Origin of the sequence: Methanosarcina barkeri MS (assembly GCF_000970025.1) — an archaeon.
GTDB lineage: Archaea > Halobacteriota > Methanosarcinia > Methanosarcinales > Methanosarcinaceae > Methanosarcina > Methanosarcina barkeri.
Genome location: NZ_CP009528.1, coordinates 4296911 through 4309877, shown reverse-complemented (window position 1 = coordinate 4309877; position 12967 = coordinate 4296911). Strand labels below are relative to the sequence as shown.

Sequence of the window (12967 nt, the reverse complement as noted above, 5' to 3'; positions counted from 1 at the left end):
GACATTTGATAATGTCCATATCGGTTCCGTTCTCTTTTTCTCTTTTAAATTTCAGTTCATTTATTCCTGAGGAGTGCTCTGAACTTTAAGATTGCAGAGGGTTTTTTCTTTAGCATGAATGCAAAAACCTGCATAGCCTGTTCAACTGAACTTCCATGAATAAACGAAAGGTCCTCCTTTTCAAAGACCCTAGCCATCTCATCAATTTCCCTATCCGTCATTTTCCTGAGAGTCTCAAGCCCTATTCGGCCCAGGTAGTGTTCGGCCAGAAATTCCTTTTCCCAGGTCTTCCGGTAAGTCAGGAGGGCAGATTTTGAGATATTTCCTTTGCTTATGGCATCTGCAGCGACATCTCCACATATCTGGCCTGCCCTCATTGCATATCCTATTCCCGACTGACCTGCTGCCCCACCAACGACCATTATCCCATCGGTTATGTACTCCTTTGGAATGGTCACAATAGGGTCTCCTCCAGACAGTTTTCTTACAACTTCAAGCTCTTCGAGCCCTTTAAGCTTTTTGAAATTTTCAACCCAGGCATTAAGGTAAGGCGTTGCATCAGTTCCGCACCGGCGCACATAAGCTCCGATTGCAGCATTATCGCCTCCTCTTGGAGAGTATGTAGTTTTCCAGCCTGGAGCATGATTCCCAACATAATACTCAAACATCTCTGGTTTCCCAAGTCCAGGACTTTTAATATCCAGTTCAATTCCCCAGGCAATATCTTCAGGATGTTTCATTGTCTTCAAGCCCACAAGGGAAGCAATTTTTGAATTTATGCCGTCGGAGATAATAACCAGTTTTGAGGTAAATACCCCGGCAGAGGTATTGACAGTAAATTTATCTCCTTCTTTCTGGATATCCTGCACTTCCACCCCTGTTCGAAGATCTACACCGGTTTTCATTATTTTCTTTGCATAAAATCTGTCGAAAGCCGTTTTATCAATGGCATATCCAGTAGTCTCAACTTCGACTGTCCTTCCTGACGGGGAAATAATCTTCATGCCTTTGAGATTATGCAGAACATAAGAAGGGTCTACCTTTTCTCCGCATTTATCAAGCATCCCCTTAAAAAAAGAGTTTGCAGGGTGGGGAGGATGCCCTATCTCTTCTTTTTTTTCCAGCAAAAGGACCGCTGCCCCTTTCTCACAGGCGCTCCTTGCAGCCATCATTCCTGCAGGAGATGCCCCTATTACGATAATATCCGCGTCCATTTTTTTCTACCTGTTTTACCAGAGAATGGAGGTGTAGCCCCCTGCATAAATGCATAGCACTACGTCAAGAATCATTGATCCAAACATAATTGCTCTATAATTTGAACCATTAAGAAAGAGCCTGCCACCTCTCTCCGGGGTAGGATGTTTGATAAAATCGAGACATTGAGTAAGCATCCAGAGTCCTGAAGTCAGGGCTCCTGCATAGTATACAGGTCCAAGATGAGCCGACCAGCCTATGGTTAGTGAAGCGATGACTCCGACAATCCACCAGAAAGTAACGAATCTGGCGGTAAAGGGGATTCCAAAGGTTACGGGCATCGTTGGGGCACCCTTCATTCTGTCTCCTTCCACATCTCTGGAAACTCCTCCAAGGGTAAAAGCCCAGTCTGTAACGCAAATCATTAGCCCGAAACAAATAGCCGGCAAAGGGAGAATTACTCCATCGCTGCCTTTCAGGATTCCTGCGGGGTCAAAGGCAAGCCAGATACCCACTGGTACAAGCCCATAAGAAATACCTACTGGCAAAAAACTGAGGAAAGTATTCCTTTTTGCAAAGATTGAATATATTGTGATAACTGAAGCCGCAATAATAAGGGTTACGAGAGACTCAGGATTCAGGTAAGCCGCTGCTGCTCCTGCAATTACTAACAAAAAGACGGCATAAGCAAGTGCAGAGCTCTTTGACAATTTTGATGAGGGTAAGGGACGGCCAGGCAGATTGATCGTATCTATATCTATATCACAGCAGTCATTGAATACGTATGAACTTGTAATGGCTGCAAAGCCACCTATTACTGCAATCAGGAAGGGAATAAGTTCGGGAAGCCCTCCGGTCGCCAAATACGAAGCAAGGATTGCACTTGAGGCAGGTAGGGTAAGGTCCATGTAGTAGAGTTCGGGTCTCATTAGTCGCAGATAAGGACTGAGTTCGCCGATTCTTGCTGTAAGGGACAATAGTTTCACCTAGACTTTTCTGGTTTGTACGAAAGTTTTCGTGTCGAGCGTTGTATTTTAGCTCTTTCCCTATTTAGAGGGTTTTTGCAGGTAATTCTATAAAGGTTTGCACCACAAAAAAGTTTTCTTTTTATCTCTTTTGAGGCACGTTTTGGTTGCCAGTAGCTTTAAGGATTTCAAGGTATCAGGAACTCAAGGTATCCAGTACTCTTAATCGGCTACCCAAAATTTATTTTTTTCCAATTTTTCCTGTATATTTATTCTTTTTTCCAATCTTTCCTGTATACCAGTTTTGCCCTTTTTCTGATTTCTTCAATTAGAGGATGCTTGAACTCCTCCTCGCAAATAAAAGTAAACTCGGCTTCTGGGTTCAGGTCTATCAGTTTAAGAGTGTTCGAAAGAGCTGAATTGAGTGATTCGTAATCCGGAAATTTTGGAACTTCAGCATTGAAAGGATACACTTCTTCCATTTCGACAGGAAACGCTCCAAAAGGTGCTTTGAAAGTAAGAATCTGGTCGTAATCTTTCTCTCCTTTTACTGGCCCTGTCCGAATAATTACCGAGCCTTGCAGGCTGAACCTATCCAGCCGTTTCCCAAAACGCAGGACTTCAGGGCGGGAGGAGGACTCAGGTCCGCAGTAGAAGAAGGTGCCTTTTGTAGCCGGATCAAGTTGTTCAAGCCAGGAAGAGTGAGTGTAAAGCTTCTTCAGCCCATCCAGAAGTTTCGGATGAGCACGACAGCGCTGCTCCACAAGTTCGAGCAATTTCCCGTCTTTTATGCACTGCTTTACCAGCCGGATTTCAGCAAAAGTCGCGTAAAGGTTGTGTTTTCCCAGAAGTTCTTCCCGGTTATCAGCTTTTTTCAATTCTTCTGCCGTGTATCTTGAACAAACCGGACAGGAACAGGGCAGATAGTTCAGCTTTTCAATGTGGTAAGTTCCATTCACAGTAATATAGCGCCCATCTTTGGCGTAAAGAGCATAGGCTGCCGAATCAAAAAGGTCACAGCCCATGGCTACTGCAAGGGCAAACATCATTGGGTGACCTGCTCCGAAAAGGTGTACCGGGGAAGCTGGGGAGAGTCCTTTTTTAGATGCAGCAATCACGTCAACAAGTTCCGCATAACGATAGGCTTCCATGAGCGGGACGACTGCTCCAAGAGGATAAACTTCAAAATTAAGATCTTTCAGGTGGGAAGCAGCTTTTTCCCTCAATTCAGGGTATGTTGAACCCTGAACTGGCCCTGCAAGAAGCTGTTCGCCCTGGATAAACTTGCGTGCCGCTTCAAGGCGTTCAGCTGTGATTGCAAGTTCCTCTTCAGCCCGTCGGTAGTGAACATCAGGGGGCGTAGGGATGTCCAGTGGGACAATAATGTCACTTCCTATCTTTTGCTGGAACCCGAGAATTTCCTCATTCGTAACTTCGACGGACCCATATACAGAAAGCTGGAAAGAACCTGAATCCGTCATAATGGGTCCATCAAAGCCCAGGAGCCCATGCAGCCCTTTTTCCAGGGCGACACTTTTCAGTTCTTCCTTGCGGTAAATAATATAGGAATTAGTAATCAGAATCTCTGCCCCGAAGTTTCGCATTTCTTTCGGGGGAATAAGCTGGATATTTGGATTAATCACAGGCATAACGGTAGGCGTTTCAACAGTCCCATGGGGAGTCCTGAGTCTTCCTATCCTTCCGCCTGCATCCTTGTCGAGTATTTCGAATATTGCTGACATGCCGGCGTTATAGATGTCTCTCAGATATATTTATCTTTGGGGAATAGCGGGAAGCAAAGGTAATTCTAATAAATCACCTGAGCTTCCTTATCACTCTCAAATGAAGAGCTGAATCACCTGTATCAAAGAAACCTATCGTTCCCTGATTTTTCCATGATTTATCCATGAATATTTCTTGCCATTTCTTGCCTTTTTCTCACCTTAATCTTCTTTGGTTCGCGGCATGGCAATAATCTCCCTAACCTGAAGGGAGAAGAAATCCCCGCTGTGGGCTGGTCTGAGCACAAGTGCTACGTCTGCACCATGCCTTGTGCCTCCTATCGCTATAATCTCTGTGTTGTCGGAAACAGGGATATGACCTGAATCGGCTGCCATAACTGCGACTTCAATGGCTACTTTGAATCCTTTTCCAAAGAGAGATCTGAGAGCGTCCGAAATTACTTCTACTCTGGAATATCCCCCGAATTTCTTTGTGATTGAGCGTTCGACTCCTGAGAATATATGTGATTGAGTGGTTATTACCGCCCCAAGTTCTTCAAGTTTCTTTTTGTATTCATCTTCTACTTCCCATTCGCCTTTCTTATTCTGCCCATACTGGTGGCTTATTCCAATAACTTTTATGCCGCTGCCCTTTACAGCCTCTGCCATTTTTAGCGCGGTTTTTCCGCTGGTGCTTGCCACCACAATATGGGATATATGAAGTTCTGCCGCCCTTTTAGCTGCTGCTGTAATAACGGCGTCTGTATTTGACTCCCCTACATTGTCAAAATATAGAATAGATTTTTCCATGATTTTTCTCCTCCTGTGTTCGAATGTTTCTTTCTATTAGCTCTTTTCCTGTGTTCGGATTTTTCTTTTTATAAACTCTTTTGCCCATATTCGGACGTTTCTTCCTATGAACTCTTTTACTGTTTCCTCTTACTGTTTCCTCTTACTGTTTCCTCTTACTGTTTCCTCTTACTGTTTCTTCTTACTGTTTCTTCTTACTGTTTCCTTTGTGTATTATGTTTTTTTCTTATTCATATTTTATAAAATCAGGTTTCTGTCAGTTTTTCTAGTTGGAAGATGAAATTTGGGTTTATTATATTTCTTTATCGGAGTTATTTTTCCTTATCAGGAGAAAAGATATATATTAAAAAGATTCTCTTTTTACCAAAAAAGGGTTCTGTGGTCGGAGCCCGGGTCTATTGTATATTTCTTATTATGTATGTGCAGGAAGTAGCGTAGATCGGACTGCTGAGAAGCTTGTTTATCTAGGATTAGCTCAGATATAATCATAGGGGTTGTATCTCGCTGAGGTGGTTACTTGTCAAATACAGATTATGACAACAACGACGTGAAGATTATTACCAAACCTGTGCAGTCAAAAAATCCTGTTTTGATTGAAGGGTTTCCCGGAATCGGGCTTGTGGGGAATATTGCAAGTCAACATATGATAGAAGAATTGAAAATGGAATACATTGGCTCTATTGAATCAAGGTATTTTCCCTCGATTGCAGTACTTTACGAGGGGCTTATAAATATGCCTGTAAGGATTTATGAAAGCGCGGAACATAACCTGATTGTTGTAATCTCCGATATCCCGATTAGTCACACTGTCTCCTACGATGTTAGTAATGCTCTGGTGGACTGGGCTGAGTCTATTAACGTAAGAGAAATCGCTTCCATTGCAGGCATTGCCATAATGGATGGAGGACAGAAAGTCTTTGGGGCAGCCACCACTCCGGAGATGCTGAACAAAATTAAGGAAAAAGTAGAAGTTTTCCAGATGGGAACTATCTCTGGGATTTCAGGTAGTGTGATGGCTGAATGCCTGCTACGTGGAATTCCTGCATTTAGCTTGCTTGGTGCCACCAGGACCCAGAATCCTGACCCAAGAGCTGCTTCTGCTGTTATCGAAGTTTTAAACGAGCTCTACGGGCTTTCAATAAGTACAGTTCGGCTTATAGAGCAGGCTGAACGTATAGAGGTCGAACTTCAGAGGCTTGCTGAAGATGTTCAGACTGCAGAGCAGAAAGGAGAAGTAAAGAAGGAGTTTCCAATGTACGGGTGATCCCATGGAGTACATCGCGTTAACAGGAATTGCTGATTCTCTTATCGAGATCCTGAAAAAACACCATCTCAGGACTCTTGAGATTCGGAGTCCTCAAAACTTCGTAGGAGTACTCGGGCTCAATGCAGGGGATAATGTTCTCCTGACCTCCACCAGCCTTCAGGACCTCACGAATGGGACTCAGGGTCTCATAGCAAAGGTTGTACAGAAGCAGATTTCGGTTCATTCTATTGTCAGTTCGAATGATTTCTACATTGAAGAACGAGAAGCTATGTCAGCTCGTATCCAGCTTCAGTGCAGATGTATGGCAAGGGTAAGAAATGTTATTTCAAACGAGCTTGGGAAACCAGTCCGGGTAGATGCCAGGGAAATTTCCTGCTATGAAGCCAGATAACAATTTTCACTGGTCATATTTCATTTTAAAAATTCAGTAATACTCGGTATAAAATACTCAAAAACGCCTTTTTTAATTTTTAAATATTTTTGTTTGGAGACCCTAACTTTCTGGTTTGTTTTTTGTTTGAAAAGTCCTGGCCTTTTCTTTATTTTGAACAATTTTCGTGGCTCTATGTATAAATTGAGGTTCTATGTACAAATTGACTTACATAAAAGGAAAATTCATCATTGAAAAAGAATTATGAAAAAAACCTCTAAAACCGAAAAGAATTATGAAAAAAACCTCTAAAACCGATTTCTGAAGCTAATTCTCTTGGAAACAATTTCTGGAAAGAATATTTAAAAAAGATATTTTAAACGAATTCCTGAATGATTATACCAATATTAAAAAGAGAGTTTCAGGAATGCTGGAAATTTCCGGCAATCCTGGATTCCTGGATTTATACTTCTAATTTTACATCATCTCAGGCATTTCGCCGCCTGGGGGCATTGCTCCCGGGCCACCGACTTTGGCTGGGCTGGATGAGGCAATTACATCATCGATTCTGAGAACCATAATTGCGGCTTCAGTGGCTGCATTGATTGCCTGGGTTTTGATCCTAAGAGGTTCGACAACGTTATTTTCGAACATGTCCTCAATCTTGCCAGTGTAAACATTGAGTCCGGCACGCTTGTTTCCTTTCTCGTGCTGGGAGCGCATTTCCACAAGCATGTCAATCGGGTCAAGTCCTGCGTTCTCTGCGAGGGTGCTGGGAATAATCTCGAGAGACTCAGCGAATTTCGTAACAGCAAGCTGCTCCCTGCCTTTAAGGGTTGCTGCGTATTCCTTGAGCCTGAGGGACAGTTCAATTTCTGGAGAGCCGCCACCCACAACAATCTTCTGGTCTTCAAGAGCAACGCCCACTACTCTGAGAGCGTCTTCGAGGGCTCTCTCAATTCCTTCAACTACATGCTCGGTTCCGCCGCGCAGAAGAATTGAGGTAGCTTTGCTGTCCTTGCAGCCTGTAACGAAGGTCATTCTTGAGCCTGTAACGTCTTTTTCCTCTACAAGTCCGGCATGGCCAAGGTCGGATTCCTCAATTTCGTCGAGGCTGGTGATAATCTTTGCACCTGTTGCGCGGGAAAGTTTATCCATGTCGCTCTTCTTCACCCTGCGCATACCAAAGATTCCTGCTTTTGTCAGGTAGTACTGAGCAAGGTCATCGATTCCTTTCTGACAGAAGACAACGTTTGCGCCTGTCTTGATAACCTTGTCCACAATTTCCTTGAGCATTGCTTCTTCCTGGTCTAAGAAGAGCTGCATCTGGTCAGGATTGGTGATCTTTATTTCGGCCTTAGTTTCGGTTTTCTTGAGCTCGATTGGTACGCTTAAGAGCAGGATTTTTGCGTTCTCCACTACTTCGGGCATAGCTGGGTGGACACGCTCTTTATCAACAATTACACCGTCGACAATTTCGGAATCCTTGATACTTCCACCGGGTCTCTTTTCCACCTTGATGTCCTCGATGTCTACAGTGATCTTTCCATCTTCGCTTATCTCAGCAACTGACTTAACGGCCTTGACTGCAAGCTTGGAGAGATGTTCTTTTTGAGCCTCTGCGCCTTTTCCTGTTATGGCTGTGGCTGCAATCTTTTCGAGAGTCTCGGTATCCTCAGGAGATGCACTTACAGTAATGGTATCGATTATCTTTGTAGCCTGGTCTGCTGCAAGCCTGTAGCCGCTTGCAATTACTGTTGGGTGTACTCCGCTTTCAAGCAGGTCTTCTGCCTTTGTCAGGAATTCCCCTGCAAGTACGGCTGCGGTGGTTGTTCCGTCTCCTACTTCGGCATCCTGGGTCTTGGCTACTTCTACGATCATCTTTGCACCTGGGTGCTCGATGTCCATTTCTTTGAGGATTGTTGCTCCGTCGTTGGTGATAACAACATCACCCATGGAGTCTACAAGCATCTTGTCCATACCCTTGGGCCCAAGAGTGGTTCTTACTGCTTCAGCAACCGCCTTTGCGGCCATAATATTGTTGTGCTGGGCATCGGAACCATGGGTTCTCTTGCTGCCTTCCCTTAAAATAAAGATCGGTTGTGCTGCCAAGCTTTAATCTCCTTTTAATGATATGAATTTATATGAATTTTTATTAATTGTATTCCTGAGCACGTTACCTTTGTGCGTATTTTCCTATTCTTAATGCAAGCACTTCTATATAAGAATTTCTCTGGAGCGTAAAATCTCATTTTAAAAAAAAGGGGCTCCTGGATCTTTTAATGGCTTCTCTGGGTTATTCTTCCCGGTGTATAAAGAGTCTATCAAGAGTCTGTCCGAAAATCAATAATAAAACATCGCAACATTTGCAATAAAGTTGGTTTCAAAAATTCCGACGACTTGTATTTTAAATCAAAAGCAGATTTTATTCATCTCCATTAATCTTGCTTTCTCTATTCTAAGATATTTGTCCAGATATATGTTGTTTTTATAAGCACTTCTGAAAAGTAAGAGATTTCTTGGGAAAAATACCATTTAGTGAGTAAATATATGCTAATATCTGACTGAATAACATCGGCATTTAATTTATATCGGTTTCTTATTTATATTTCTCTAGATATTATATTTGATAAATACTATCTTCTTGTTGATACAATTTGAAATCACTCTCACTGGCACATAAAAGGACTATAAATCAAACATAAATCAACAGATGCAGGTGTAAAATTGTATCAAATTGATTCAAATGTTTTAAGTGGACAAATTCAACAGAAAATAAAACCAAAATACGGGGTAAAACCAAAATACGGGGGAAAATCAAATGCAGGAAAGTGCTACTGAAGTACATAATGCGATTCAAAAAGCTTTACAAGCTTTTCAAGAGATGAAATATCCTGTAACAAAATGGCAACTTATTGATAAAGCTAAAAGTCTTAATGCCCGTAACGAAGTAATACAAGCTATTGAAAATATTCCAGACAAGGAATACCACAGTTCTTCGGATGTCCTCCAGGAATTCAAAGGTATTCAGAATGTTATGCAAGCTTTTAGAGATGTGAAGTTCCCTGCAACAAGGAGTCAACTTATAGAGGAAGCTAAAAAACTTAATGCTCGTAGTGAAGTGATAAACGTTCTCGAGTCTTGTTCAGACCGGGAATACACAAACTTTTCCGATGTCATCAAGGAATGTAAGGGTAAAGGTGAATTGGCAAAGCCGCGGTAAATACAATACCTTAATTCATGGATGAGTTCATCAAGGTAGTTTCAGCCAGATTGAGAAGTCTATGAATCGTCCAAAAATAATTTTATTTCCAATCCTGTTCTGGTGGGAATAGAAAGTGCTTGTGAAAAGTGTCTGGCTTACCTAAAAGAGCAATCTACTGATACTTTTACTTACCTAAAAGAGCAATCTACTGATAGTTTTTAAAAAGTAAAATCTTAAAAAATTGATTGAAGGGATGTTAAAGTTCTCCCTTCGACTTTTTCTGAACAGATTTTTTTCTGCACAATTTGTGCAAAAATGCTTAATGCGTTTTTATGTACTCAATCATGCGCGGAGTAAGCAGTGGAATCAGCTCAGGAAGCATATTTGGCATCAGGTTATCCATAGCCTTCGGCATAAGGACAGGAAGCTGCTCTCTCATGTAATCAGGCATAGGAACTTTCTTTTCTACAGCTTTGAGCATGTCAGGCATGACTTTTGGCATGACTGAAGGCATTAGCTTTGGCATCATGATCGGCATCATTGGTTTCATCAGAGCATCCATGCCTGGCACATATTTGACCATCTTCATCATTGCCTGAAGTGATGCTGGCATCGCTGCCATCATCTGGGGCATGAGTTCAACCATCAGATTGGCCATATTCTCAGGCTGCATGAGGGCGATCATCTTTTCAAAGGGAGCCCAGGATTCCAGAGTATAGGCGGTTGAGTCCGGGAGGTTATACCCAAGGCTCCTTGCCACCAGGGCACCCAAATCCTGAATCTCGATATCAAGATTGTTTTCCTTCGCTGCTACACGGAACTGGAAAACGCAACACGGGCAAAGCGCTGCAACGATGTCGGCTTTAACATCAAGGGCTTCTTGGAGTCTCATATCTCCCAGTTTGTATGCAACAGGGGGCTCGGCAATAAGGCTTACAACTGAACCACAGCAGTGAGCTCTTTCCCGGTTGTATTCAAGTTCCCTGAACTTTATTCCGGGTATAGCTTTGAGCAGTTCTCTAGGCGGCTCGTACACTTTGCCTCCTGCCCTGCCAATGTGACAGGAATCGTGCCAGGTTACCACTTTATCCAGAGGCTGTTTGAACTTTGGTTTCAGGACATCGAGACGATCCGCGAGCACTTCAGAGTAATGTTTTGCCTCAAGCCCGTATTCGATTCCCAGCTTTTTCGCCCACTGGGGATAAACTGTATGCCACATCAGCCAGCAGGCAGGGCAGGAAGTTATTACGGTTTTTACACCTCTCTTTTTCATGTTCGCGATGTTCATTCTCATTGTCTTTTCAAAAACATCCCACCTTCCGGCAACGAGCATGGGAATTCCGCAGCAGGATTCTTTGTCAAAGAGTCCTGTAAACTCCACACCTGCATCATCAAGCATACGGACAGCCCCGACAGCTACATCTTTTTCAACAAAGGACGCCGTACAGCCCGCAAAATAGGCATAATCGGCTTTATCCTTCATCTTTGCCCTGATATCCTCCGGAATCCATTTGTCCCGGTCTTTTCTGTAGTTTGCCCAGATGTTCCTCTCTTTAAGAAGGCTTGCAGCCATGATTTCAAAGGGTGGGAAGGTCATCTTTTTCTCTTCTATAACCAGCTTTTTGCGCATGGTCATCCAGGCATCTTCGATCGGCATATCCAGCTCACATCGGGAGTCACACATCTGGCAGGTTGTACAGCCGAGGAAGGTATTTGTCTGTCTCTGGTCAAGTTTTTCCCGGCCTGCCAGGTATTCCTTGATAAAGAACCATTTTCCACGAGGTGATTGTGATTCCCATCCTCTGCCGTAGTACTGGTCGCACTCGCTCACACAGTACCCGCACTGAGAGCAGGAATAGGCAAGTTCTGCGACTTCTGCGGGGATCTCTTTCTCGTCTTTGAAAGAAACCTTCCCAATTCCTGACATGTTTCCGACTATTCTGGCAAAAGGTTCAAAGGCAGAGCCCATTGATACGGCAGTGTTCAGGAGTCCTTTTCCCTCCAGGGTTTCAGGGTTCATGATACCGTTTGGATCAATTTCCTTTCTCAGGGCCTCGATTTCAGCAAGCCTTTCCCCAAAGACACTTTTTCTCTTTGAAGCGAAGAAAATCCCTGATGAATAAGCTCTTCCGCCATTATCTTCTGCAATCTTCAAAATGCTCAGAGAAAGAGCAAAAGCTGTATTAAAGAGCACGGAGCGCTCTGAATGGCGCATGAAACAGAGGAGGACCACGTACCCATCGTTTATAACCATGCCTTCGGTAAGCACAGGCAATTTGATTTTCTTCCCCATTTCTTCAAAAGCTTTGTCCATTTTCTCAAGAGGCACCAGGACTTCTGCCGGGATAAACGAAGGCCCCAGTCTCTTTACTTTCATGGACTTGAACCATTCCTCGGTCTCGTATTTTGCAATTTCTTCCGGAAGAATTGTCCCGCCTGCACCTTCGATTGCTTCTTTCAGGCCGGAGACGTCTCTCGAGGCAGGGTACATGAAAGTTGAAACGTAAGAGACCGGTAACATTGGTCTGTCTTTATCCACTACTTCTTCATAGTGGAGTTTCCTGGGCGCTTTATTCTTCATATCCGCCCATTCAGGGTTCAGGAAGGAAATTGACCAGAGAGGAATATTTTTTCTTTTTATATCTTCGACTGCGTTTTTCAGGGCTGAAGCACTTGGGAAACTGGCAGAAACAGCCTTTCTTTCTTCGAATTTCTGGACTTTCAGGGTAATCTCGGTAATGATGCCTATAGTTCCCATTGTCCCGATTAACTTTTTCAGTTCAGGACCTGAAAACTCCCGGATTTCTCCTGTGGGAAGCACAACTCTGGCTTTTTCCATGCTCTTGTGGCCCCAGCCAAACTCATAACTTCCGTAACCGGCTCCGCTCTGGGACAACCATCCTCCAACTGTCGAAGAAGGAGCACTTGAAGGAATTGCTTGTAATGACAGTCCCTTTTCTTTTAGTTTCCTTTCAAGCTTTTCCCAGATTATACCGCTTTGCACAACTGCTTTCTGCCCTTCGGTATCGACGTTTATGATCTTATTCAGTGGTGTAACATCGGCAACGATTCCTCCCTTTGTTGGGATCACTCCTCCGTATCCGGAAGAGGCTCCTGCGCGGGGTACAACCGGAATCTTATGTCTGTTTGCGAATTTAAGGAGCTTTACTGCGTCTTCCTCAGTCCGGATTTTTACGACAGCTGCAGGGTCGGTATTCCCAATTACCTTCTTAACAAGTGGGGGTAAAGCTCCGATATCGTGGTTGTAATAATGGCGTTCGCGTTTGTCAAGATTGATATATTCCCCAAAGAGTTCGGAGATTTCTTTTTTTTGAGCTTCTGAAAGTTCCGCTACACGACTTGTCATGTTTTTTCTCCTTTTTCTCCTAATTTAGCTAATTTGTAGACACTTTCCAGTATGCACATTTTGTTATG

Annotated in this window: 9 protein-coding genes; 3 read left to right on the top strand and 6 right to left on the bottom strand. The window is 43.4% G+C overall.

All coding sequences use genetic code 11. From position 1 onward, the window contains the following. Window positions 1–56: 56 nt before the first annotated feature. The 4 genes from MSBRM_RS17695 to MSBRM_RS17680 form a co-directional block, all read right to left on the bottom strand. On the bottom strand, window positions 57–1214 hold the full coding sequence (locus MSBRM_RS17695) for an NAD(P)/FAD-dependent oxidoreductase (RefSeq protein ID WP_048122353.1): 1158 nt from the start codon (window positions 1212–1214) through the stop codon (window positions 57–59). 15 nt (window positions 1215–1229) lie between these two features. Beyond that, complete coding sequence (locus tag MSBRM_RS17690) at window positions 1230–2171, bottom strand: UbiA prenyltransferase family protein (RefSeq protein WP_048122352.1); 942 nt, start codon at window positions 2169–2171, stop codon at window positions 1230–1232. A gap of 257 nt (window positions 2172–2428) precedes the next feature. After that, entirely contained in the window at window positions 2429–3901 is a 1473-nt protein-coding gene (gene tgtA, locus MSBRM_RS17685) for a tRNA guanosine(15) transglycosylase TgtA (RefSeq protein WP_048122350.1), read from the bottom strand. 201 nt (window positions 3902–4102) lie between these two features. After that, entirely contained in the window at window positions 4103–4690 is a 588-nt protein-coding gene (locus tag MSBRM_RS17680; protein ID WP_048122345.1) for a pyruvate kinase alpha/beta domain-containing protein, read from the bottom strand. A 517-nt stretch (window positions 4691–5207) separates the two neighbouring features. Between MSBRM_RS17680 and MSBRM_RS17675 the strand changes: the two genes are divergently transcribed. Further along, the gene (locus MSBRM_RS17675; protein WP_048122344.1) at window positions 5208–5954 is read left to right on the top strand and encodes a proteasome assembly chaperone family protein; all 747 of its coding nucleotides are present in this window, start codon (window positions 5208–5210) and stop codon (window positions 5952–5954) included. Window positions 5955–5958: 4 nt separating this feature from the next. Then, a complete protein-coding gene (locus tag MSBRM_RS17670) occupies window positions 5959–6348 on the top strand; it encodes a DUF473 domain-containing protein (RefSeq protein WP_048122343.1) in 390 nt (129 codons plus the stop codon). Window positions 6349–6804: 456 nt separating this feature from the next. On the opposite strand, the gene thsB is transcribed toward MSBRM_RS17670, so the two are convergent. Beyond that, the gene (gene thsB / locus MSBRM_RS17665; protein ID WP_048122341.1) at window positions 6805–8439 is read right to left on the bottom strand and encodes a thermosome subunit beta; all 1635 of its coding nucleotides are present in this window, start codon (window positions 8437–8439) and stop codon (window positions 6805–6807) included. A 709-nt stretch (window positions 8440–9148) separates the two neighbouring features. Between thsB and MSBRM_RS17660 the strand changes: the two genes are divergently transcribed. Then, window positions 9149–9550: a DUF2795 domain-containing protein gene (locus MSBRM_RS17660; protein ID WP_048122339.1), complete on the top strand. Its 402-nt coding sequence runs from the start codon at window positions 9149–9151 to the stop codon at window positions 9548–9550. A gap of 301 nt (window positions 9551–9851) precedes the next feature. Here MSBRM_RS17660 and MSBRM_RS17655 read toward each other — a convergent pair whose 3' ends face one another. After that, window positions 9852–12899, bottom strand: coding sequence for an FAD-binding and (Fe-S)-binding domain-containing protein (locus MSBRM_RS17655; RefSeq protein ID WP_048122337.1), 3048 nt, complete (start codon window positions 12897–12899; stop codon window positions 9852–9854). Between the last annotated feature and the right edge of the window lie 68 nt (window positions 12900–12967).